The following is a 22,850-nucleotide window of genomic DNA, read 5'->3' as shown; positions in this document are numbered from 1 at the left end:
CGATCACCTGCTCGGGCTGCCCATCACGCCTTGGGCGACTTGTAGATGGTGGCGGCCATCGCTCCCAGTTGCTTGTTGGCCTTGAGCGCGAGGTCGATGGCATCGCTCACGGAGTCACTGGGCACCGGAATGTTGTTCACGTAGATCGCGAAGGCGTAGCGGCGGCCGTCCTTCGCATCGATATAGCCTGCGAGCGCCTTCGTGCCGAGAGCCAGCTTGCCCTGGTAGGAACTGACCAGGGTGCCAGTCTTCGCACGGATGTGTCCTGCGCCGGGATCGGTGCGCTCGATGACGTCGGCAAGCGAACCGTCGACGCCCATGTTCGGCATGGAGTCGTAGAAGACGTCGAAGTCGTCCTGTCGTGCCAGGTGCCGCAGCAGCGCCACCTGGGCAGTCGGCGTCGCCTTGTCGCCGGGGAGGCCCTGGGCATCGACGAGGCTCACCGAATTCGGATCCACACCTGAGTGAGCGAGGAACTCCTTCTCGATCTTCATGCCGTCCGCATAGGTTCGTTGCCCGTTGTGTGCTGCCATCAGCGGCGGCAGAAGGTTCGCCCCGAGATTGTGGCTGACCTTGTTGATCAGCTTTGCGTACTCCTTGAAGGGCGGAGAAGTGTAGGTCGCCGATGCGGGCAGCGAGCTCACTTCCGCCGACGGAGGAAGCTTGCTGTCGGGGTTCGCTCCCAGCGAGGGGGCGGATACGCTGACGCCGTTTCTGGCGAGTGCCTCGATGAGGACGGTGCGGGCGAACGCCGCCGGGTCGGGAACCTGGTAGGTCGTCACGAAGGGAGCCTTCACGTCCGCGGGCACGGAACCTCGGACCCGAATATGACCAGGACTCACGCTTTCGGTCGTCACCGTCGGCTTGCTTCCGGCGGGTGTGGTCGTCACCTGCGCGTCGACGCCGAAGGCGGCCGTCTTCGGGCGCCAGTCGACCTTGGCTGGCTCGCCGGGTGCGCCCGGCGTGATGAGCACGTCGATCAGGTTGTCGTTGACGATGGTCGGAGTGACCGGCACCCCGCCGATCGACACCGGATCCCAGAGTCGGTTGTCGATCACCACGTCGCCGTCGACATGGCGGACTCCACTGGCCGCGACCTGTCGAGCCAGCTCGTTGACACCCGCCAGCGGATCCTCTTCGGTGATGGTCGCCATGCCGGGTACGGCGTTGGCGTCATAGTGGTCGAAGTCGGGGACGTCCAGTCCGCCTGACGCGGTGGTCCGCCCGCCGAGTGCCAGATCGCCGCTCCCGACCAGGATGAGATCGCCGGAGAGCCGCCCGTCCGCGGAGACCGCACCCGAATGCACCACGGGCGTACGGAAGCGATGGTCGTCACCCAGGACATCGAGCGCAGCACTGACCGCGAAGGTCTTGGCCGTCGAACCGGTCATGAACTGGGAATCGGCGCCCTTGGATTGGACGACCTTCCCCGTCTGCAGATCGGCGACCTCCAGGCCCCACTGGCCCGACGACCACGGCGCGGTACTCATGAGCTTCTGCAGGTCGGCGCTTACCCGTGTGGCACCCGGTGCCGGAGAGGCTGAGTTGTCCGTGGAGTTGTGGGAGCACGCCGTCATCGCCACGGCAGCCGTCATCGAAGCGGCGAGCGCCAGGGCTGTACGCCGCCGTACCCGAGGTGTCTTGATTCCGGAGAGGGAGTTGCTTGAGAGGGAGTTGCTTGACATTCGTTCTTTCCTGTTCGACTTTCGCGCTCGATCGAACGCTTCCGGCCTGGTTGCTGCGCGGCGGCTAGGACTTCCCGCCCTTGCCGATGGCGATGCTGCCGTTGCGGGTCCGGACGGCCACGGAATGGCCGCTCGCGTCGTCCTTCGCGACGTTCACGGTGACGTCGCCCTTCTTCGCGGCCGTGCGGACCGCGTACTTCGATTCCGGCAGGCCCAGCTCGACGTTGCCGTCCCTGCTCTGCACGTCGACCAGGTCGGGCACGGCGGCCAGGCCCAGGTCGACGTTGCCGTTCCGCGACGTGACGCTGACGGACCGGGCGGAGATCCCGTCGCCCTTGATGCTTCCGTCGCCGCCTTCCAGGGCCAGCTTGGCTCCGTGGAGGTCCGACAACCGGACGTCGCCGCCGGCGGTCCTGGCCGAGAAGTCCGCGGTGAAGCCGGTGGCCTCGATGCGCCCCTTGCCGCTCTCGGCGGTGACGGCGACGGCGCGCGGCACCTTCACGGTGTACTTCGCGCTGCAGTCCACCGAGATCCCCGTGCAGTCCAGCGAGAGTGTGAGCGTGCCCCCTTCGAGCTGCCAGCCGGACCCCACCTCCCCGCCAACCTTCCTGCCGCTGACCCGTCGTTCCACCTGAACGCCCTCGATGTCGGCGGCCACCAGCGCGAGGTCGGCGGAACCGGAGTTGACGGTCAGGCTGCCACCGGCGAAGTCGAAGGACTTCGATTCCACGGTCGTGTCGGCCGATGCGCCGTCCGTGGTGCAGGCCGTGGCGGCGAGGCCGAGGAGCGCGGCTGCGCCGAAGGCGAGAAGCGTGCGCGTGGTCGGTTTCATCGAATTCTTCCTTCGTCAACGAACATGGTGGTGTGGATTCCCGCACCCCGGTTCACGAGCGCAGCGCCCGGACCGCGACCGTGCGCGACACCCGGGCCGCCTGCAGGACCAGCGCGAGGCAGGTGGTGACCAGCGTCCCGGCGGCGAGCGCCCCGAGCGTGGCCCAGGGGAGGCCCGCCAGGACCCGGACGACGTCGATCCGGGCTCCCAGGGCGATGGTGAGACTCGACACGGCGACGAACAGCGCGCCGAAGACGATCGCCGTCCCCGCGTAGATCGCCCCCTCGTAGACGATCGACCGGGTGACCACGCCCGGCCGCGCACCGGCCACCGTCACGACGGCGGAGTCACGGGCGCGCTCCCGCCCGACGAGGGCGATCACGGCGAGGCCCCCGACCCAGGACACGACGAAGACCCAGCCCAGCACGACCAGGATGTTGTCCAGCCCGGCGCTGCCTCCGGGCATGACCTTCCCCATCACCATGAAGAGGCCGACGAACGACAGGGAGAGCGCGAAGGGCAGCACCGTGGTGACGCTCCTCGTCGCGCGGGCCTGGCACGACTGCACGGCAAGGTGCCAGGCGACGCCGCGCGAGGGCACCAGCGCCGTCCAGAGCTTCATCAGCGGGGTGAGCACCCACGGCCCCATCAGCAGCAGGCAGAGGAGGAAGAGGTTCCCGGCGAACGCGAAGGCCGTCCGCTGGGCGAGCCCGCCCTTGAGTTCGAGGCCCAGGCCGGGGACCCACATCCCGACCACACCGGCGAGCAGGCACAGGGCGAGGCCACCGCGGGCTACGCCCGGCCGCGCCGGGGGATCGGAGAAGTCCCGGAAGGCGCGCATCTCCGGCGTCCTGGCGGCCCGCCGGGTGACGCCCCAGCCCCCGAGCAGGCATGGAACCAGTCCGAACAGCACGCTCACGCCGACGTACCAGAACCGGAACCCGACCGAGGCCCCGTGCAGTTCGAGACCCGTCCCCTTCCACTGCGCGAGGGCGACACCCGCGACCAGCAGGGCGAGCGGTGCGGCCAGCGCGCCGGCCACCGCGCCCAGCACCACCATCTCCGTCCGCAGGATGAACCTGACCCGGTGGCGCGGAATCCCGAGGATCACCCACAGGGCGTGCTCGCGCCGCTGGGTCGTCAGCGTCAGACCGACCGCGGAGGCGACGATGCCCACGGCGGCGAGCACGGTGAAGAAGACGATGTTGCCGCCGAGGGCGATCGACGCGGAGACCATCCGTGCGTCACCCGCCGCCCGCGCCGCCGAGACGGCGGTGAACATCGCGATGGCCGAGCCCGCCGAGCACGCCGCGCCGACCGTGGCGCACAGGAGCGTCCACCACCACATCGACGCCTGCAGGCGGATGTCCGACAGCACGAGCCGGATCACGACTCCTCCCCGCCCGCTTCGTCCGCCGACTGCGCCGCGAGGACGGCGTCGCCCACCGCGCGGGAGTCGCCACCGGGGATGACGGCGTGTACCCGCCCGGACCCCATCACCACGACCTGATCGGCCCGCGCGGCCGCATGAGGGTCGTGGGTGACCATGAGCACCGTGCTCCCCTGGGCGGGAAGCGCCTGCAGCCAGTCGAGCACCACATGACCCGACTTGAGGTCGAGCGCACCCGTCGGCTCGTCGGCGAAGACGATCCGCGGCTGGTTCGCCACCACCCGGGCCACCGCGACGCGCTGGCGCTCGCCACCGGAGAGGCGGTCGGGGCGTCGCCGCGCGTGCTTGGCGATGCCGAGCCGCGCCATGGCGTCCTCGACCCGCGCCCTGGGCACCCGGCGGCCGGCGAGCCGCGCCGGCAGGGCGATGTTGTCCTCGACCGTCAGCGAGCTGACGAGGTTGTACTCCTGGAAGACGAAGCCGATGTTCTCGCTGCGGAACGCGGCCTGCTTGCGGGGGCTGAGTGAGCGGACGTCCGTCCCGAGGATCTCGACGGACCCCGCGGTCGCCCGCTCCAGCCCGGCCGTGCAGAGCAGGAGCGTCGACTTGCCCGAACCGGAGGGGCCGACGACGGCGGTCAGCCGGCCTTCGGGAATCTCCAGGTCGATGTCGTGCAGGACGCGCGTCGTCTCGCCCCGGCGGCCGGGAATGGGGAATTCCGTCCGAAGGCCGCGCAAACGAATGCACGGCACGGGAGCGGTAGTGGAAAATGGCATGAATCAAGGAAAGCAGGGCCGGGCAGTGGAGTGCACGGGTTCCTGCACTGCTATTGGAGGTAGACTTGGATCTACCGCCTGACCGATCCGAACTGTGCGAAAATGTTGATCATGGCGCAGATTCGTGTTGCCCGGAGGCTGCTGACCGAATTCGTCGCAGCGGCCGCCTTTCCGATTCTCCTGATTTCCGTTCTCGCTGCGCCGGTCTCGGTTCCGGTGGTGGCCGAACTGGACCGCTCCAGGGCGCAGTGGTGCGGAGTCCGGACGATGCCGCTGCGACCCGCCGACCGCAGCTGGCCGCAGTGGGTGGCCGGTCGGCTGCGGGCACGGTCGGTGTGGAGGACCGACCTCCCCGTGTTCGTCACCGCCGCGCTCCTGTCCGCGCTCTCGCTGTTGGTGGGCTTCTTCGGATTCTTCGGCGCTCTGGCGCTGGTTTTCTCCCCCGTCCTCTGGGGTTTCGGCATCGCCGCGAAAGTCGGCCCGTTCACCCCGGCCGCCCTGTGGGAAACCCTCGTGGCGGTGCCCGCGGGAATCGCCCTCGGTGCGGTCACCGTGGGCGCGCTGGCCGGCATCTCCCTGCTCCGCGACCTGCTCCTGCGGGCCTTCTCGGGGAGCCGGAACCCCGACCTGCTCGCGAAACTGGAGGAAGTCCGCGCCAGCCGGGCGTCGCTGACGGCGGCCTTCGAGAACGAGCGCCGGCGCATCGAGCGTGACCTGCACGACGGCGCCCAGCAGGAACTCGTCGCCCTCGTCATGCGCCTGGGCATCCTGGAAGCCGCAGCGACGGCCACCGACCAGGAACGGATCGTCCAACTGGCCCGCCAGGCCCAGGCCCAGGCGGAGCGCGCGCTCGAACGGCTGAGGGAGACGGTGCGCGACATCCACCCCAGCGAACTGAGCGATCTCGGTCTCATCGCCGCCGTCCGGGAACTGGTGGCCAGATCACCGTTGCAGGTCGAACTGACCAGCACCGGTACGGACGCCTGGCTCTCCTCGACGATCGCCACGGCCGTGTACTTCACGGTCTCCGAGGCCCTGACGAACATTGCCAAGCACGCGGGCGTCGGGAGCGCCCGGATCGAGATGCGGTGCACCGAGAGCGGCGTCCGCGTCCGGGTGGGCGACGACGGCGCCGGCGGCGCGCGGATCAGCACCGGATCCGGGCTCTCCGGGCTGCGTGAGCGGATGCGAAGCGTCGGTGGGAACCTCGAAATCATCAGCCCGCCGGGCGGCGGAACGGAGGTCGTGGCATCCGCCCCGGCCCAACCCCCGTGGTGACGGAATTCGACAGGGAAAAGCGATGGGAAATCGATTGTGAGAATCATCCTGGCGGACGACAGTCTGCTGATACGCGCCGGAATCCGGGAGATCCTGGTTTCCAGTGCCCACGACGTGATCCGTGAATGCGAGGACGCCGACGAACTGGTCGCCGCTGTCGACGACCTCGCCGCCGCCGGAGCCGCCCCCGACCTGGTGATCACGGATGTTCGCATGCCGCCCGGGAACACCGACGACGGACTCCGGGCCGCGATCGACATTCGGTCGCGGCACCAGGACCTGCCGGTACTGGTCCTCTCCGCCTACGTCACGGGCCCATACGTGCGCGAACTCCTGAACGGCCCGGGCGCCGACGGGGCAGTCGGCTACCTGCTCAAGGAGAAGGTGGGCAGAGTGGCGGACTTCCTGCGGGCCGTCGAAACGGTCTCCGGCGGCGGAGTGGTGATCGACCCCGAGGTGGTTCGCCACGTCACCCGCGCCGACCCGCCGCGGGGCCCGCTCGCCCGGCTCACGGCCCGCGAACAGGAGGTGCTCGCTCTCATGGCCGAAGGCCGCTCCAACGCGGAGATCGCGGCAGAGCTGTTCCTCTCGGGCGCCGCCGTGGCCAAACACGTGGGGAACGTCTTCCTGAAACTCGGCATGCCCTCCGGCGAGGACAACCGCCGGGTGAAGGCCATCCTGACCTGGTTCGAATACAACTAGTAGGGCTTCAACGCAGTTGCGTTTACCGGCGGCGGCGTGATGCAAGTCCGTCTTCCATGACGTGGATCTCGACGGAAAGGGCGTGGGTCTGGGTGGTTTGCGGGCGTTTTCCTGCGTTCGGCCCGTACTTGCTCGTTGGGTTCTTGCGGCTGCGGGCCTTGACGCGCCGGCGCCGCGTGGTGGGCAGCAGGTTGTCCAGGACCATCCGGCCGATCGGTCCGAGCAAGGGGTCGGGTCCGGCGGCGTGTGTGCCGGTGGCGGTGGTGACCTTATCGGCGGCATTGCCCGCTCCACCTTCGCCCTCAATGGCCATATTAAATTATTTCTATTGAGAATACCTCACACCCCATAAGCCTCTTTCGTCACTACACACTCAATCACCCCTCACAGGTAGCGGAATTTCACCGAAACACTCGACACCGTTCTTCAGGTGTGGGACAGTCAATTTGAACCACCTGGTTTTGAGGAGCACAAGTTGCCCGTTTCCAGGAGATTGATCTCGCCCGATGGACACATCTGGGAAACCGACGAAATCACGGCCCGCGTATTCGCCTCCACCGAACTTCTTGCACGCCGTGGCGTCGGGCCCGGTTCGCGGGTGATGATGAGCGGGGCCAATTCCCCGGAATGGGTCGTCGCTCTGCTCGCGCTCATTCACCTCGACGCCTCGGTGGTCCTGGCCGATCATCGCGCCACCCCGTCACAGCGGTCGAAGATCCGCGCCCAGGCGCGCGTGGTGCTCGAAATCAGCGACGGTACGGGCCGCACCGCGGCGCCGCGCCCCGCTTCGAACACCGCGGCCGTGCCCGACGTCGCGAGCTGGGCACGGCGCCAGGACGCCGCGATCTCCTGGTCGTCGGGTACGACCGGCAGCCCCAAAGGCATCGTTCGCTCCGGCCGTTCGATTCTGGACAACCTCACGCTCAGTGCGGAACGCATGGGGTACCGGCCTGACGACGTCTTCCTGCCCATCCTGCCGTACTCCCACCAGTACGGCTTGTCCCTGGTCCTCTGCTGGTGGCTGGGCGGAGGCACGCTCGTGGTCTACGGGCCGACCACGCGCCTGGACCGTGCGCTCGCGGTCGGCGTCGACCACGGCCTCTCCATCGTCGACGGAGCCCCGTCGACCTACTACAGCCTGCTCAACGTGCTCGACCGCCGCCCCGCCCTCGTGAACGCGCTGGAGACGGTACGGGCCTGGTGCGTGGGCGGCGCGCCGCTGGGAAGCAGCCTGGCGGCCCGGTTCCACGCCCGCACGGGCCGGCACCTGCTCGACGGCTACGGAGCGACCGAGGCCGGAAACATCGCGCTGGCGCACCCGACCGATCCGGTCGGGTGCGGCACGCCGCTGCCCGGTGTGGTCGTCGAAGTCCACGACGACCACGGCAGGCAGCTTCCCCCCGGCCGGCTCGGCGAGCTCGTCGTCCGCAGTGACGGCCTGATGACCGGCCACCTCGGCGCCGACGGTGAGATCGTTCCGGTTTCGAGCCCCGTTCACCGCACCGGCGACATCGGCCTGATCGACGACGCCGGCCGCGTCTTCCCGGTCGGGCGCAAGCACGCCGCGCACCGCGACGGCCACACGCTCTATCCCGACCACCTTGCCAAGCTGGCCGAGTCGGCCGGCGCGCAGACCGAGGTCGTCGCGGTCCCCGACGCACGTCTGGGCTGTCGCCTGGTGTTCGTGATCGCGGACCCGGACGCTCACGAGCCCGCGCACTGGAAACGGCTGCTGCGCCCTGTGCTCGCCCGCTACGAGCAGCCCGACCACATCGTCGTGCTTCCCTCGTTGCCCCTCACGAACACGGGAAAGCCCGACCGGGCCGTTCTGGAGAAGATCGCCATGAGCTCGCTGCCCGCATCGCCCAGGACGACCACCGACGTCACCGCATCCGACTCGACCGTCGGCTCGACCACCGGCTCGACCACCGGCTCGACCGGCTACCGCATCCCCTTCGCCGGCCGGGTCGACGCGCTGCGCGCAGTGCGCCGGTACGTGGCCGACAACGAGGACACGGTGATGGGAATCCTCACCGAGATCTCGCCCCACCACACCGCCGGCGCGGAGATCCGCTCCTTCCTCGCCACCCTGGACGGAGCGGAGGAGGAGATCCGTCGCGTCCGGCCCGGCTGCGTGCCTCGGGTCGCGGTCTTCATGCCCTCCAACATGCCGCTCCATTCCTACGCGCTCTACATGCTCATAGCATCCCTTTACAGCGAAAGAATCACCTTTCGGCCGTCCTCCGAGATCAAAAGCCAGGTGCAGCGCCTGCACGACCTGCTGGCACCGGTTCACGGCCTGCCCATCAGCCTTTCCGAGCTCAGTCAGCGCAAATTCGTGACAGGGCCGGTACGCGAGGCGGACCTTGTCGTCTTCACCGGCAATTACGTCAATGCCGAGACCGTCCGCGAGGGGCTGGCGGAAGACCAACTCCTCCTCTTCTTCGGTAACGGCATCAACCCCTTCGTGATCGCACCCGACGCCGATCTCACCCGCGCCGTGCACGACCTCACGAGGATCCGGCTCTACAACTCGGGCCAGGACTGTTTCGGCCCAGACGTCGTGTTCACGCCGAAGGGCCGCACCGAGGACTTCGTCGACCTGCTGTCCGCCGAGCTGGCTTCGCTGCGATTCGGACGGAACGGCGACCCCGCCGCCGACTACGGCCCGATCTTCTACGACTCGGCGCTGGTGAACTGCTCGGGCTACCTGGTGCACCACGCACGTCGCATCCGGCACGGCGGGCGCATCGACCTGCCGTCCCGCAAGATCGAGCCGACCGTGCTGCTCTGGGGCTTCGACGACAAGATCCCCCTTGAGGAGATGTTCGCCCCGGTGTTCAACGTCGTGGCCTATCCCAGCGCGAGGCTGTTGCGTGAACGGCTGTCGAACCCCTACTTCAGCGAACGCGCGCTGGGAGCGATGGTCTACGGGAACGATCCGCAGACGGTGGATGTCCTGGCCAGGCGTCACCAGACCTGTGTCGACCACACACTGCTCGACGCCGAGGACGGCAACCGCCCGTTCGGAGGCTTCGGGATGCGGGCGAACTACATCTCCTACGGCGGCGAGCGGCACGCCGAACCGCTGCTCATGTCGCAGGCCGTGGCGCAGACCCTCCCGGCGGCTGCCCCCGTCACGGTGAGCGGGGAGTGAGCCAGGTGAGCCAGGTGAGCCAGGTGAGCCAGGTGAGCAGACGGTACGCCGACGCGTGGTCCGCGATCGTCGACCTGCTGGTGGCCAACGGGGTGGACACCTGCTTCGGGTTGCCCGGCGACGATCTGGAGCTGCTTCGCGCCCTCGACGCCGCCGGACTGGACCTCGTGCCGTGCCGTGACCAGCGCAACGCGATGTACATGGCGACCGGTTACGCGCTGCAGTCGGGCCGGCTCGCCGTATGCGCACTGGGCAAGGGCCCGGCTGTCACACACGCGGCCACGGGACTGCTCGAAGCTCGGGAGTCCGGTGCACCCGTCCTCGTGCTCGCCGCCGGCGTGCCCGAACGTCGCCGGGGCAGCGGCGGATTCCAGGAACTCGACCAGGTCGCCGTGACAGCGCCGCTCGTGCGGTGGGCGCACCGGGTGGGGCATCCGGACCGGGTCGTCCCCGCGGCGGTGACGGCGCTGACCCGGGCTCTGGGGCCGCCGCCCGGACCCGTGTACCTGGAGGTGCCCGATGACGTCCGCACGGCCGAGATCCTCGTCACCGGAGCATGGCCGACGCTGCCCGAACCACTGGTCCTCGAGTCCGTTCCCGTGACGCCGGGGCCGGCCCTGGCGGCGATCCGCGAGAGCCGGCGTCCGGTGGTGCTGGTGGGCGGCGGAATGCGGCACCGCAACGGCGGCGGCGTGGTCGAGCGCTTCGCCGAACGCCTCGGCGCGGCGCTCTTCACCACCGCGTCCGGCCGCGGTGCCGTCGACGAGCACCACCCGCTGTTCTGCGGCGTGGCGGGCCTCTACGCCTCGGCCCCCGCCCGCGAACTGTGGTCGTCCTGCGACCTGGTGGTGTCGCTCGCCGGGCGACTCGAGGAGACGGTCGTCGAAGGCGGGACACCGTGGCCCCCGGTCGCGGTGGTGCAGGTCAATGTGGATCCGGGCGGCCTGTCGGCCGAGTTCGCGGGCCCGCGGGTGCTCGGGGACGCCCGGCACGCCGTGCTCGGCTGGTCGCGGGCGCTGGAGGAGGGCGGCGAGGCCGAACGCGCAGCCGCGACCGAGGCGTGGGCGAACAGGATCGCCGACGCCCGCAAAGCCATGTCGCTTGAGGTGGAGGCGGAACTGGCCCGCGCGGCGACGCTGCCGGGGATCCGCATCGCCGAACTGCTCGCCGCGCTCGACGCCACCGCCGGCGAGCCCCGCGTGCTGGTCCAGGAGAACGGGCTGCAGGACATGTGGTCCTACGGCTTCCCCTTCCACGTCGGTGGCGGGTCCGTCGTGCCGTCGGAGCAGACCCCCTTGGGCTTCGGCGCGGCCGCGGCCATCGGGGTCAAGCGGGCCGCCCCGGACCACGAGGTCACCGCGTTCATCGGGGACGGCGCGTTCCTCGCGGCCCGCGCGGACATCGCCGTCACCGCTCCGGCCCACGGCGGCGTGCTGTACGTGGTGCTGTGCAACGGCGGCTACGGCTGGCTGGACGCCCAACGCGCCCGCCTCGGTCTCGACGCCGAACGCCACCCCTTCGCCCGCCCGGGCGCGCCGCCGCCCGTGGTGGACGGGCCGGACATCCACTGTCGAGTGCTGCGCGACAAGGCCGCACTGACCGCTGAGCTTCTTGCCGCGCGACGGTTCTGCTCCCGGGGAGGCACGGCCGTGCTCATGGTGCCGGTCGCACCCGACGACATCCTCCCCTGCATCCGCGACGCCGAGGTGGTTCCCCAGTGACGAACGCAGGAGAGCGGGGCGATGCCGGGCGCAGCCGGTCCCGGCGCCAGGTGGTGGTCACCGGGTACGGGGCGGTGACGCCGCTCGGCCACAGTGTCGGCGAGACCTGGGCGGCGATGCTCGCCGGCCGCAGCGGCATCGCCACCGTGGACGCGATCGACGTGACCGGTCTCGAAGTCCGGATCGGCGGCCAGGTGCGCGGCTTCACACCCGGCCGCTACATGCCGCCGACGGTCAGCCGCCGGGCCGACCCGTACGCGCAGTACGCCCTCGCCGCGGCGCTGGAGGCGTGCGAGCACGCCGGACTCGTCGTCGACGACCGCCTGGCGCCGCGGGTCGCCGTGATCATCGGCAGCGGCTACGGCCCGGTCGGGGCGATCTACCGCGCCGCGAACACGCTGCGCGACAAGGGGCCGCGGGGCATCAGCCCGTTCACCCAGGTCACCACCGCCATGGACAGCGCCGCCTGCGAGATCAGCATGCGTCTCGGCACACAGGGGCCCAGCCGGGCCCAGAGCACGGCGTGCGCCAGCGGCGCGGACGCGGTGGGCGCGGGGATGCGCATGATCGGCAGCGGGGAGGCGGACGTCGTCCTGGTCGGCGGCGCCGACGCCTGCGTCACCACCGTCGACCTCGCGGGCAGCGGCAACGCCCGCGCGCTGTCCAGGCGCAACGACGACCCGACGGCGGCGTGCCGGCCGTTCGACGCGCACCGCGACGGGTTCGTGATGAGCGAGGGGGCCGCCGTGGTGGTGCTGGAGGCCGCCGAGGTGGCCGACCGGCGAGGGGCGACGGCTCTGGCCGAACTCGCGGGTTACGGAGCGAGTTCCGACGCTCATCACTGGACCGCCCCGCATCCGCAGGGGCGGGGCGCGTGCCTCGCCGTCGAGGCGGCGCTGCGCGACGCGGGGATCACGGGGGCGGACGTGGACTACGTCAACGCGCACGGCACCGGAACGGTGCTGAACGACGCCACCGAGACGGCCGTCCTGCGCAAGGTGCTGGGTGATCGTGTCACCCGGATCCCGGTCAGCTCCACCAAGTCGATGACCGGGCACATGATCGGTGCCGCCGGAGCGGTCGAGCTCGTGGCCTCGATCCAGGTCCTGCGCACGGGTGACGTCCCGCCGACCATCAACTGCGACGAGCCGATCGACCCGGACATCAACTTCGTGCCGCACCGGGCGCAGCACCACGAGCGGATGCGGATCGCTCTCAGCAACTCGTTCGGCTTCGGCGGCCACAATGCCGCTCTCGTGGTCCGAGCGGTGTGAGGGCCAGGCCGTGAACCGACTCCCGGAGCCGACCCCGAGCGCCGCCGCCGTCACCCGCAGCGGGCCGCTGACCTGGGTCCAGCAGTGGCACTGGTTCGAACGCACCGTTCCCGCACGACGGCGGGTCAACCCGACGCCGCTCGCCGACCACTGCCACGTCCCGCCCCCGGCAACCCTCGCCGACGTCCACGTGGCACTCGCCTCCCTCACCGCCCGTCACGAGGCGCTGCGCACCACGGTCGACCCTCTCCTCCCGGTCCAGCACGTCCACCGCGCGGACTGGGCCCCGCTGCCGGTCGACCACCTCGACGTCCCCGCCGTCGATGCCGACACCCTGGAGGCCGCCACCGCGGCGCTGGCCGCCCGCCCGATCGATCCCGAGCGGAATCCGCCCTGGCTCGCCAGGGTGCTGCTCGTGGCGGGAAGGCCGCGTGCCGTCCTGCTGGCCACCCACCACGTGCTGATCGACGGCTGGGGGCTGGCGGTGCTGATCAACCAGTTGCACGACCAACTGTGCGGCGTCGGCGCGCCGGCGGAGGCGTCCGTGCACCCGCTCGACACGGTCGCCGCCCAGCCCCTGGAACGCGCCCGCGCGGCGGAGCACGAGTGGCTCGCGCGTCGCGCGAGCAATCCGACCGGCGTGCTGGCCCCGTTCGGCGGGGCCGACGACGGCGCCGGGCGCCACCGCCTCCAGCACCGCTCGGTGGGTGCGTACGACGATCTCCACCGCGTCGCCCGGCGCCATCGGGTCAGCCCGGAGGTCGTCGTGCTCGCGGCGCTGGCCCACGACGTCGCCGGCCGCACCGGTGAACACCGGTTCCTCGCGTCCGTGGTCGTCTCCAACCGGGCCCGGGCCGCTCTGCGCGACAGCATCGGCGTCCGGGCCCTGACGGTTCCGGTGCAGATCGACCTCCGCCCGGGCGCGGCGTTCGGCGAGGTGGTCGCCTCGGTGGCCGCCGCCTCCGCCGCCGCCTACCGGCACGGTCAGTGGCGCCCCGCGGAACTGGTCGCCGCCGAGGCGCGGATGCACCGTCGCCTCGGTGTCGTGACCGTACCGACCATCGAGTACAACTGCTACTCGTGGCCGCGCGACTACCTGGTCCCCGGGTACCCGGCCCCCGCGCACGACACTTTGCCGGACGCGTCCGCCACCTGGATCCGCAGCGCGCCCGACGAGCCCTGCGACACGCTCTACGTCGACCTCGGCCTCGACGCGGGGTTCGTCACCCTCGATGTCACCGTCGGGGACCACCTGCTCGACGCCGGGCAGGCCGTGGCGTTGCCCGTCCGTCTGTGCGCCTTCCTGCGCGCGCTCGCCGGCGGTGCCGCGTGCCCGGTTCCGGCGCGCCCGCTGACACCGGCCGCCTCCGGATGGTGGCGCGCCCCGCAGGGGTGGGTGTGCCCGGCCAAGGTCGAGGACGTGTTGCGCGGCCACGCCGGAGTGCTCGACGTGATGGTGGCGCCCAGCGGGGACGCCGCGGGGGAAGGTGAACCGCACCTCGTCGCACGCGCTCGCACCGCCCCCGGTGTCACCCCCGACGAGTTGCACCGCCACGTCCTGGACCACCTCGACGAAGTGCCCGGCATCGCGGCCCCGGGCCGCTACGTCCTGTCCCCGGCTGGCCCCGGATCCGGCCGTCGGTCCGACCGGTCCCGCACCGCGATCACCGCCACCACCGGCACGGCAGCCCTGCGGATCCCGTCGCGCCCGCCCGCGACAGGCGCCGAACGGGCGCTGGCCGCCGCCGTGGCCGCCGTCGCACCCGGCGGTCCGCCGGACGGCTCCTCCGACAGCCCTGACGCGGTGGACATGAACCGTTGCCTCGCCGACCACGGAATCACCCTGGTCGCCGTCCCTCGTCTGCTGGCGGTGCTCCACCGGTTCGGCTTCACCGGGATCGCGCCGGACGAACTGGCCGGAACGGCCTCGCTCGGCCACCTTGCCACCGCCCTGGAGCCCTCACCGCCCCGCGCCCATCGTGGAGGAGACACCTCACCATGACCGCGTCCCGCACCGCTGGACCCTCCGCGGACCGCCTGGCCCCGTGGGCCTTCGCCGCCTTCGTCGAGGCGAACACCCACGACACGGCATACCGCCCGCCGGTGGTGGACGGTCCGGTCGGGCCGACCATCGTCCGCAACGGCCGCGAGCTGGTGAACTTCGCCAGCATCAGCTTCCTCGATCTGGAGCGCCACGTCCCGGTACGGCGTCATTTCGCGGAGGGGGCGCTCGCCCACGGCCTGAGCACCAGCGGATCCAGGATGACCCAGGGAATCTGCCGCCCGCACCAGGTGCTGGAGGAGACGATCGCCCGTCACACCGGCAAGGAACGTGCCATCAGCTTCGCCACGGGGCTCCTGGCCAACATCGGGTTCGTCCACGCCATGAGCAGTTCCGCGCACTTCGACGCCGGGATCGAGGTGCGCAACCACGACACCGTGTTCGTCGTCGACCGCGACGTCCACTGGAGCATCTGGAAGGGCCTCCAGGGACTTGACTACGGCCGCAACGTCCACGCGTTCCGGCACAACGACGTCTCCGACCTGGCACGCGTCCTGGACCGGGCCCGCACCCGCAAGACCGTGGTGATCGCCGAGAGCATCTATTCGGCCGACGGCACCATGGGGCCGATCGTGGAGATCCTCGACGAGTGCGACCGGCACGGTGCCGTCAGCATGATCGACGATGCGAACGGCTTCATGGTCTACGGACCCGAGAACCGCCCCTACGCCCGGGAGGCGGCCGCGATCCGGGAGCGGGCCGACTTCGTCATGGTGTCGCTGTCGAAGGCCATCGGTCTGGAAGGCGGCGCGATCGCCGGGCCGGCGGCGGCCATCGACGCCTTCGAACTGCTCTCCGGCACCTCGATGTTCACGGCCGCCATCCAGCCGCCGACCGCCTACGCCGCCGACCGCACGATCGACGTCCTCGCCGGCACTCCGGGGATCGTCGACGACTACCTGGCGCATGCCGCCCGCCTTCGCCAACAGATGCACGAGGCCGGCACGGCGACGACGCCGACGGAGTCGTACATGCTCTCGGTGCCGATCGGAAGCGACGCCGCCGCCCTGCAGATGCGGGAGTGGTTCGTCGAGGACGGCTACCTCGTCCCCGTCTTCTCCTACCCGGCCGTCTCACGCAACCAGGCGCTCCTGCGCCTGTTCCCGCACGCGGGCCACACCGAGGAGCAGCTGGACGGCTTCCTGCGCACCCTCCTCACCTACCGGCGACGCCTCGGGCTCTGACGTCCCCACCGAGGCCCGCCGCACCGACTGATGACCGAAGCCGACCCCATCCCCATCCCCAGAGAGAGGAACCCGTGGTGGACTACATCGACATCCTCAACGCCATTGCCGAGATCGTCGAGGAGGTCCTCGGCATCGACTCCGCCGAGGTGAGCGCCGAGACGTCGTTCACCGACGACCTCGACGTCGACTCCCTGGCCATGATGGAGATCGCCGTGGCGGTCGAGGACAGGTTCGAGGTGAAGATCCCGGACGACCGGGTCACGGGGTTGAGGACCGTCGGCGACGCGGTGAACTACGTCGCCGAGCACCGGTGACCGCCGCCGGGACGGCTCTTCGACGGGGGCACCCACATCGCATGGTGACACCCGGCGCCGGACCCGCCGGCGTTGCCGGTGGGCCGCCGCCGCGCCATGGCTGATGCCCCGTACCCGAGCCCCGGAGAGCCACCGATGACGACGGAGCCGACTGCCCCGCCTCTTCCGCGCGAACCGCTCGGCGATTCGCACCTGCGCCGCCTGATCGCGGGTCAAGGGCTGGCGGCCGTGGTCGATGCGCTGTTCATCGTCTGGCTCACGCTCTTCGTGCTCGACCTGTCGGAACCCGGAATCGCCACGGGGTTGGTTCTGGTGGCCGTGGCGCTGCCACGAGCGGTGCTCCTGCCTCCTGCGGGAGTACTGGTCGACCGCCTCGGTCCCGCCCGTGTCGTGGCCGGCGCCGCCTGGCTCCGGGTCGCCGTCCTGCTCGCCCTCGGCGCCCTGGTCACCTTCACCTCACCGTCGTTGACGACGGTCGCGCTGCTCGGCGGGCTGCTCGGCGCCGCCGACGCCGCGTACTTCCCGGCGGCCCTGGCGTTGCTACCCGCCGTCGTGCCGACCGACAAGCTCTCCCGGGTCAACGGGCTGGTGCAGGGCGCGGAGTCGGGGGGCGATCTGGTCGGCCCGGCGGTGGCCGCCGGATGCATCGCCGCAGTCGGCTTCGCCGCGACGCTCGGTGGGATCGTGGCGATGGCAGCGTTGGCCGCCGTCGTCCTCAGCACGCTGATCCGGGTGGTACGACGTGGCGAAGGTGCCGGGGTCGACGCCGGTCCGGCCGCCGTCGACGGCGAGCAGTTCAGCAGTGCGCGTGCCCTCGGCGTGGGCTTGGGATACGCCTGGCACGAACCACTGGTACGAGGGATGCTGGCCGCCATCGCCCTGATCAACATCGCGGTCGTGGGCCCCGTGCTGGTGGGCGGCGCCGTGCTCGCCGATCAACGCCTCGGCGGCGCGGGATCCCTGGGCGTCGTGCTCTCCGGTTTCGGTGCCGGCTCACTGGCCGGCTCACTGATGGCCGGGTGGCGGCCGCCCGCCCGGCGCGGCCGGACCGTGGTCGGCGGTGTCGCGGCGATCGGCGCAGGCATGGCCGGACTCGCCGCCGTCACCCATGTCGTCGCCGCAACGGCGGTCGTCTCGCTGATCGGCCTCGGATCCGGGTTCCTCGGAGTGGTCGTCGTGGCCACTCTGCAGGAGCGGGTGCCCGAGCAACTGCTGGGCCGAGTGCTCAGCCTCGTCGTGCTGGCCACGGTGGCGTTCGACCCGTTCTCCTACGTGATCGCCGGCGCCCTGCTCCCCTACGGCACGACGACGCTGTTCCTGGTCTGCGGCAGCGCCGTCCTGGCGTGTGCCGGCCTGGTCGCCACGAGCCCGGCGATCCGCTCCCTGCGTTGACCGTGTCGATCGCCGGTCATCCGCCGATCACCGGGCCCGGCCGAGGCCCCCGTCGGCGAAGATCTGCGCGCGGTCGCGACACGTGGGTCGAGGCGAGACCCTTCGAGTGAAAAACCGGAGCAGGGCCGCCTGAGCGGCGCTTCGCCAGCCACTGAAAGGTCTTCAGACCATACGTTTAATTCCGGCGCTCACAGCGGCGATGCTCGTGCCCGGAGTGCATTCCCACGTGCCACAGACCACGAAGCCAAGAGGAACAGTCATGCGCTCCACCCGCCGCGCTCTCGCCGCTTCAATCGTGGCGGCCTCCGCCTCAGCCTTCGGCCTGGCCCTCTTCTTCACGGGCGGGACGGCCCAGAGTTCCGATGCCGCGCAGGTCCGCACGGTCAACGCCCTCGGCACCTCGCAGAGCGAAGCCGAATCATCCTGGTCACCCTCCACCGATCCGGACTCGGACGACTCGGTGCCCCGTTGCTTCAGCTACGGCGGCCCCTACTGCGGCTGGGTGAGAACGTACTGGGGCGGCTGCGACAGGGACTGGGGCTTGAGCTACGGGTTCAAAGACCCCGACGTGCTCTGCCCCCACGACCCCCGCCCGAGCCCCTCGGCAACGTCGAGCGCCTCGGCCACGGCCAGCCCCTCCGCCAAGCCCAGTTCTTCAGCCAAGCCCAGTTCCTCCGCCTCACCCAGCCCGTCCGCCACGCCCACCGGCGCTCGGCCACAGCCGGCCCCTCAGCCGTACCCGAGCCGCTCGGACGAGTTCAGCCCCTCGGCCACGCCCAACCACTCGGACGCGCTCAGCCCCTCGGCCACGCCCGCTTCCCCAGCCGCACCCAGCCCCTCGGCCACCCCCAACCGCTCGGACGAGCTCAGCCCCTCAGCCGTGCCCAGCCTCTCGGCCACGCCCGGTTCCCCGGCCGCACCCAGCGCTCCGGGCGAGCTCAGCTCCTCGGCGGAGATCAGCCCCTCTGCAGAGCCCAGCCCCTTCGCCGGAAGCAGCAGCTCCTTCTGATGGGCCCCGTCGGGCCGTAGGAGAGAGTCGGCGATTCGCCGACCTGATGACGGACCTGGAACTGGACACCTCCTACGGCCACTACCTCCCCGTCGCACCCGCCGACGTGCTCGCCGGCCCGGTCGAGGTCGAGGTGCCCCGAGACCGTGAGGGCAGCTTCGAGCCGCAGATCGTCAAGAAACGCCGGCGAAGGCTGACCGGCGTCGACGAGATGGTGCTGGTCGCAGGTGGGCTGAGCGAGGCCGAGGCGAGGATGAAGGCCGACGTCCGGATTCCCAGGCAGGCCGCGATCAAGAAGCACCTCGACGCGATCGAAGGCGACTCCCGGACCGACGATCCGGCAGACGGGTTCCATGGTCCGCCGGCGCCGTGTCCGCGGTGGCATGAGGTATCCACCGACGCGTTCCAGTCCGCGTTCATCGATGCGGACACGGCGTTCGGGAACTGGTTCGACTCGCCGGCCGGGCCGTCGTGTCGGCCGGGCCGGCGGCTACTCGCGGTTCAAGAAGAAGGGCCGGGCCCGGGCGGAGAAGGTGGGCATGGGGAAGGTCCTTTCCACGTCAGCTGAAGAGGGCTTCGAGCAGTTCCAGGGAGAGCGGGACGTCCGCCAGCCGGTAGCCGGCCGGCGGCTCGCGGTGCATGAGGTGGCGCACCAGGTAGTCCCAGCGGCGGCGGGCGACGTAACCGCTGCGGCCGAGGAAGCTGTGCTCGACGCCGGGGACTATCAGCAGGTCGAAGTCCTTGTTCGCGGCGATCAGCGCGTCGACCAGCCGCATCGTCAGATGCGGTGTCACGTTGTCGTCCATGTCGCCGTGGACGAGCAGTAGTTTGCCGACCAGGTTCCCGGCCAGCTCGGTGTTGGACAGCCGGGCCCCGGCGTCCGGGTCGAACGGTCCGTCGTAGGCCTCGGCCCACAGCGCGTGGTAGTGGCGGTTGTCGTGGTTGCCGGCCTCGGCCACGCCGACCTTGTAGAAGTCGGGGAACGCCAGGAGGGCGCGGGCGGTGGTGAATCCCCCGCCGGAGACGCCGAAGACGCCGACCCGGTCCAGGTCCAGCCACGGACGCGCTTGCGCGAGTTGGCGCAGCGCCGCGACATGGTCTTCGAGCGCGCCCGCGCTGCCCATGTTGCGGTGGGCGTGATCGTGGAAGGCCTTGTCCCGGCCGGGCGTTCCGCGGCCGTCGACGGCCAGCACCGCGAAGCCCAGCGCCGCCACCGCCTCGGCGTCGTAGCCGTAGGCGCCCGGGTCGAAGGAGGCCGCCACCCGGTGGATCTGCGGGCCCGGGTAGGGGTGGTCGATCACCGGGTAGCGCTGCGCGGCGTCGAAGCCGTGGGGCTTGTAGAGGACGCCGTAGATCTCGGTGACGCCGTCGGCGGCCAGGGTCCTGACCCGCTCCGGCGGCGTCCAGCCGGCGGCCAGCAGCGGTGTGATGTCGGCCTGTTCCAGCTCGACCAGCACGGCTCCGCCCCGGTCACGCACGGTGATCGTCGGTGGGGTGTCGACGGTCGACGCGGAGTCGACGAACCAGCGGCCGTGTTCCGGCGCGGTGATCACGTGGTCCAGATCGTCGTCGGTGAGCTTGGCGATCCCGCCGCCGTCCAGGCCGACCCGGACCAGAGACCGTCGGTACGGGTCGGCCTGGACCAGTCCTGAGACGACGGCGTACGCGACCCGTTCCGCCTCGTCGACGTGCACGATCTGCTGCACCGCGAACGGCCCTCGGGTGAGCTGTTCGACCAGCGCCCCGTCCTCGTAGCGGTACAGGTGCCCCCAGCCGTCGCGCTGGGAGTACCACAGCGTCTCGCGGCCGCCGGCGAGCACGTGCACGATCGGCTTCTGGGTGATCTCCTGCGCGGCCTCCACCCGCGTGTCGCCGTGCTCCTCGACCAGGGTGCGCACCTCGCCGGTCGCCGGGTCGAGTGCGTGCAGCCGCAGCGTCCGGAGGTCACGGGGCTGATCCAGGTAGTAGACGGCCGCGCTGTCCTTGGCCCACCACGCCTTCTTCAGCGAGACAGGTGACATGTAGGGCAGCAGGAACGGGTCGGTCTTGGCGGGTGTCGCGGTCCGGGACGCGACATCGAAGACGATCCACTCGCCGCAGGTCATCGGCTCGCCGGGGACCGGGTAGTGGTAGCTGCGCAGGCGCGGCCGGCCGCCATCCGGCGGGACGGCTTCGACCAGGTGCATCAGGGCGACATCGCTCTGGTCGGTGCGGTGGGTGAGGATGCGCGCCGAGTCCGGCGACCACAGCAGCGCCGGCGGCATGTCCGCAAGACCGAGCTTGCCGAGCAGGTGCGTGGGGACCGCCGCGTCGGGGTGGGCCGCGTAGCTGCGATCCGCGGTGCCGTCGGCGGTGAGCGGGAACTCCTCGCCCGTCTCGGCCGAACGCACCCACAGGTCGTGGTCGCGGCGGAACGCCGCCCACTTCTTGTCCGGCGAGGCGACTTCCAGCGGTGCGGGTTCGGCGTGCTTCTCGTCCCGCGCGCACCGGTAGTCGGCCAGCCGGCAGGTCCAGCGCGCGCCGAACGCGTCGAACGCGACCGTCCCGTCCGCGAACTCGACCGCCCGGAACGGCAGTGCGTACGGCTGGACCGGCTGGCCGGCGGCGGACGCCAGCGCGGCGGCGAGTCGTTCGGGGTCGAACGCCGGCCCCCGGGTCCCGGCGGCGGGGTCGACCAGCACGAACTCGCCGCCCCGCTCGGTCTCGACCCGGTACCAGAACCTCTCGCCGCCGCCGATCCAGACGGGCTTCGCCTTGGCCCGCAGGGCGAGCCGGGATCGGTTGTGCAGCAGCATCCGTTCAGCTCGGTCGTAGGCGATGGCGGGGAGTGCGTTCATGGACATCCGGCCTCCTGGAATCAGTCTCGATCCAGGAACAGTACAGCGTACGGTACGCTGATGGAACTGCGGTCCCGAACGAATCAGGAACCCCAATGTCATCGCCCAGGCACAAGACAGCGCCCGCTCGCGCACCCCGCGGCACCCTCAGCCCCGAGGCCATCGTCCACGCGGCGATCGAACTGATCGACCGCGACGGACTGGACGCGGTGACCATCCGTCGGCTCGCCGACCACCTCGGCGTCCGCCCGATGTCGCTCTACACGCACTTCCGCGACAAGGACGCGATCCTCCTCGCCGTCACCGCGGAACTGCTGAGCCGATTCCAGTGGCCCGACCCCGACCTCGACGACGTCGCATGGCTCCGGCAGGTGATGCACGCCTACTTCGAGCTGTTCATCACGCACCCGGCCCTCCTGCAGATCAACACCCCCTCCGACGGAGTCGGCGACGTCGAGGCCCGCATGTCCGAACAGATCTACGCCCGCCTGGCGCGACTGCAGGTCGACCACCGGACGGCGATCGGCCTGCTCGCCACGCTGATCCGCTTCGTCCTCGGCTGCGCCACGCTCTACCCCGTCCGCCGGGTCTGGGACGAGGACCCGCAGCACTGGGAACGGGTCCGCCAACAGTGGGCCCGCCTCCCGGCCGAGGTGTACCCGGCGATGCACGCCACCACCGTCGACTTCCCGACCTTCACCCAGCGGGACGTCTTCGAGTTCGGCCTCGACGCCATCCTCGCCTCGCTCCCACGATCGCCCTGACGCCCTGACGCCCTGACGCCGGCGGCGCTCATGAGCTGCTCTTCCGTGATTGGGAGACACACCGGTCACCGGGCGCTGCCCCGTAATCCCGAAAACACCACACTCACAAGCTCGCTGACATCTCGCATGAGCTGTCAGCGACGCCCGTCACGCTTCGTTACCACTGATGATGGGACAGGGCCTCTTCAGGGCCGGGCCGTTTCACCGTCGGTCTGATAGGTGGGTCAGCTGGCGGGGGTGCCGACGATGTTGGTGAGGTCGACCGCGGCCCACTGACCGTTCGGTTGGAGGGCGGTGAGGTTGATGTGGCCGCCGTTGAGGGAGCTGCGGGAGTAGATGGCGAGGGTGCCGTCGGGATCGGTGGTGGCGCTGACAGCGCCGTCCGTCACCGGGGTGCCGACCTTGGTGGTGAGGTCGGTGGTCGCCCACTTGTCGGCGGTGTCCTTGTAGGTGATCTGCAAGTGGCCGTT

General features: G+C 70.6%; 18 protein-coding genes and 1 pseudogene. 12 read left to right on the top strand and 7 right to left on the bottom strand.

What is annotated here, in order from left to right:
• Positions 1-23 precede the first annotated feature (23 nt).
• The 4 genes from dacB to AB0R04_RS03660 form a co-directional block, all read right to left on the bottom strand.
• Positions 24-1,685 carry a D-alanyl-D-alanine carboxypeptidase/D-alanyl-D-alanine-endopeptidase gene (dacB, locus tag AB0R04_RS03675; RefSeq protein ID WP_363367838.1) on the bottom strand — a complete coding sequence of 554 codons (1,662 nt, stop codon included), beginning with the start codon at positions 1,683-1,685 and terminating at the stop codon, positions 24-26.
• Positions 1,686-1,749: 64 nt separating this feature from the next.
• Complete coding sequence (locus tag AB0R04_RS03670) at positions 1,750-2,517, bottom strand: DUF4097 family beta strand repeat-containing protein (protein WP_363367836.1); 768 nt, start codon at positions 2,515-2,517, stop codon at positions 1,750-1,752.
• 52 nt (positions 2,518-2,569) lie between these two features.
• A complete protein-coding gene (locus AB0R04_RS03665; RefSeq protein WP_363367834.1) occupies positions 2,570-3,907 on the bottom strand; it encodes an ABC transporter permease in 1,338 nt (445 codons plus the stop codon).
• A complete protein-coding gene (locus AB0R04_RS03660; RefSeq protein ID WP_244934160.1) occupies positions 3,904-4,683 on the bottom strand; it encodes an ABC transporter ATP-binding protein in 780 nt (259 codons plus the stop codon). The genes AB0R04_RS03665 and AB0R04_RS03660 overlap by 4 nt, the downstream gene beginning before the upstream one ends.
• A 267-nt stretch (positions 4,684-4,950) precedes the next feature.
• Between AB0R04_RS03660 and AB0R04_RS03655 the strand changes: the two genes are divergently transcribed.
• Together AB0R04_RS03655 and AB0R04_RS03650 are read left to right on the top strand one after the other, a co-directional pair.
• A complete protein-coding gene (locus AB0R04_RS03655; RefSeq protein WP_363367832.1) occupies positions 4,951-5,961 on the top strand; it encodes a sensor histidine kinase in 1,011 nt (336 codons plus the stop codon).
• A 36-nt stretch (positions 5,962-5,997) separates the two neighbouring features.
• Positions 5,998-6,663, top strand: a complete 666-nt coding sequence (locus AB0R04_RS03650; RefSeq protein ID WP_063351929.1) for a response regulator transcription factor — start codon at positions 5,998-6,000, stop codon at positions 6,661-6,663.
• A gap of 22 nt (positions 6,664-6,685) precedes the next feature.
• Here the strand turns inward: AB0R04_RS03650 and AB0R04_RS03645 are convergent, their stop codons facing one another.
• Positions 6,686-6,976 carry a hypothetical protein gene (locus AB0R04_RS03645; protein WP_363367830.1) on the bottom strand — a complete coding sequence of 97 codons (291 nt, stop codon included), beginning with the start codon at positions 6,974-6,976 and terminating at the stop codon, positions 6,686-6,688.
• Positions 6,977-7,138: 162 nt separating this feature from the next.
• Between AB0R04_RS03645 and AB0R04_RS03640 the strand changes: the two genes are divergently transcribed.
• From AB0R04_RS03640 to AB0R04_RS03600, 9 genes and pseudogenes are all read left to right on the top strand, one after another.
• Positions 7,139-9,820 carry an aldehyde dehydrogenase family protein gene (locus AB0R04_RS03640; protein WP_363367828.1) on the top strand — a complete coding sequence of 894 codons (2,682 nt, stop codon included), beginning with the start codon at positions 7,139-7,141 and terminating at the stop codon, positions 9,818-9,820.
• A gap of 5 nt (positions 9,821-9,825) precedes the next feature.
• Positions 9,826-11,541, top strand: coding sequence for a thiamine pyrophosphate-binding protein (locus AB0R04_RS03635; protein ID WP_363367826.1), 1,716 nt, complete (start codon positions 9,826-9,828; stop codon positions 11,539-11,541).
• Positions 11,538-12,815 carry a beta-ketoacyl-ACP synthase II gene (fabF, locus tag AB0R04_RS03630; protein WP_363367825.1) on the top strand — a complete coding sequence of 426 codons (1,278 nt, stop codon included), beginning with the start codon at positions 11,538-11,540 and terminating at the stop codon, positions 12,813-12,815. The genes AB0R04_RS03635 and fabF overlap by 4 nt, the downstream gene beginning before the upstream one ends.
• Positions 12,816-12,825: 10 nt before the next feature.
• The gene (locus AB0R04_RS03625; RefSeq protein ID WP_363367823.1) at positions 12,826-14,817 is read left to right on the top strand and encodes a condensation domain-containing protein; all 1,992 of its coding nucleotides are present in this window, start codon (positions 12,826-12,828) and stop codon (positions 14,815-14,817) included.
• Complete coding sequence (locus AB0R04_RS03620; protein ID WP_363367821.1) at positions 14,814-16,061, top strand: aminotransferase class I/II-fold pyridoxal phosphate-dependent enzyme; 1,248 nt, start codon at positions 14,814-14,816, stop codon at positions 16,059-16,061. The genes AB0R04_RS03625 and AB0R04_RS03620 overlap by 4 nt, the downstream gene beginning before the upstream one ends.
• Positions 16,062-16,135: 74 nt before the next feature.
• Complete coding sequence (locus tag AB0R04_RS03615; protein WP_063351933.1) at positions 16,136-16,378, top strand: acyl carrier protein; 243 nt, start codon at positions 16,136-16,138, stop codon at positions 16,376-16,378.
• 135 nt (positions 16,379-16,513) lie between these two features.
• On the top strand, positions 16,514-17,770 hold the full coding sequence (locus AB0R04_RS03610; RefSeq protein ID WP_363367819.1) for an MFS transporter: 1,257 nt from the start codon (positions 16,514-16,516) through the stop codon (positions 17,768-17,770).
• Positions 17,771-18,029: 259 nt separating this feature from the next.
• The gene (locus tag AB0R04_RS03605) at positions 18,030-18,779 is read left to right on the top strand and encodes a hypothetical protein (RefSeq protein WP_363367817.1); all 750 of its coding nucleotides are present in this window, start codon (positions 18,030-18,032) and stop codon (positions 18,777-18,779) included.
• A gap of 115 nt (positions 18,780-18,894) precedes the next feature.
• A pseudogene (locus tag AB0R04_RS03600) lies at positions 18,895-19,017 on the top strand (transposase); the annotation flags it as partial.
• 322 nt (positions 19,018-19,339) lie between these two features.
• Here the strand turns inward: AB0R04_RS03600 and AB0R04_RS03595 are convergent.
• Positions 19,340-21,616 (bottom strand): DPP IV N-terminal domain-containing protein, encoded by a 2,277-nt coding sequence (locus AB0R04_RS03595; protein ID WP_363367815.1) that lies wholly within the window; start codon positions 21,614-21,616, stop codon positions 19,340-19,342.
• A gap of 95 nt (positions 21,617-21,711) precedes the next feature.
• Here AB0R04_RS03595 and AB0R04_RS03590 point away from each other — a divergent pair, with 95 nt between their 5' ends.
• Positions 21,712-22,380 (top strand): TetR/AcrR family transcriptional regulator, encoded by a 669-nt coding sequence (locus AB0R04_RS03590; protein WP_363367813.1) that lies wholly within the window; start codon positions 21,712-21,714, stop codon positions 22,378-22,380.
• Positions 22,381-22,604: 224 nt separating this feature from the next.
• Here the strand turns inward: AB0R04_RS03590 and AB0R04_RS03585 are convergent.
• Positions 22,605-22,850 (bottom strand): hypothetical protein (locus tag AB0R04_RS03585; RefSeq protein WP_363367811.1); only part of this gene is annotated, 246 nt, incomplete at its 5' end.

It is taken from the genome of Kitasatospora sp. NPDC056731, assembly GCF_040687675.1.
Taxonomy (GTDB): domain Bacteria; phylum Actinomycetota; class Actinomycetes; order Streptomycetales; family Streptomycetaceae; genus Kitasatospora.
Note: the sequence above shows the minus strand (reverse complement) of the source record. Positions and strands in the feature narration are given on the sequence as shown.

What these genes read in the sequence shown, in the direction of transcription:
- AB0R04_RS03655 (WP_363367832.1), top strand. Translation starts at nt 4,951, where the DNA reads ATGCCGCTGCGACCCGCCGACCGCAGCTGGCCGCAGTGGGTGGCCGGT.
- AB0R04_RS03595 (WP_363367815.1), bottom strand. Translation starts at nt 21,616, where the DNA reads ATGAACGCACTCCCCGCCATCGCCTACGACCGAGCTGAACGGATGCTG.
- AB0R04_RS03645 (WP_363367830.1), bottom strand. Translation starts at nt 6,976, where the DNA reads ATGGCCATTGAGGGCGAAGGTGGAGCGGGCAATGCCGCCGATAAGGTC.
- AB0R04_RS03590 (WP_363367813.1), top strand. Translation starts at nt 21,712, where the DNA reads ATGTCATCGCCCAGGCACAAGACAGCGCCCGCTCGCGCACCCCGCGGC.
- AB0R04_RS03610 (WP_363367819.1), top strand. Translation starts at nt 16,514, where the DNA reads ATGACGACGGAGCCGACTGCCCCGCCTCTTCCGCGCGAACCGCTCGGC.
- AB0R04_RS03660 (WP_244934160.1), bottom strand. Translation starts at nt 4,683, where the DNA reads ATGCCATTTTCCACTACCGCTCCCGTGCCGTGCATTCGTTTGCGCGGC.
- AB0R04_RS03670 (WP_363367836.1), bottom strand. Translation starts at nt 2,517, where the DNA reads ATGAAACCGACCACGCGCACGCTTCTCGCCTTCGGCGCAGCCGCGCTC.
- AB0R04_RS03620 (WP_363367821.1), top strand. Translation starts at nt 14,814, where the DNA reads ATGACCGCGTCCCGCACCGCTGGACCCTCCGCGGACCGCCTGGCCCCG.
- AB0R04_RS03605 (WP_363367817.1), top strand. Translation starts at nt 18,030, where the DNA reads ATGCGCTCCACCCGCCGCGCTCTCGCCGCTTCAATCGTGGCGGCCTCC.
- dacB (WP_363367838.1), bottom strand. Translation starts at nt 1,685, where the DNA reads ATGTCAAGCAACTCCCTCTCAAGCAACTCCCTCTCCGGAATCAAGACA.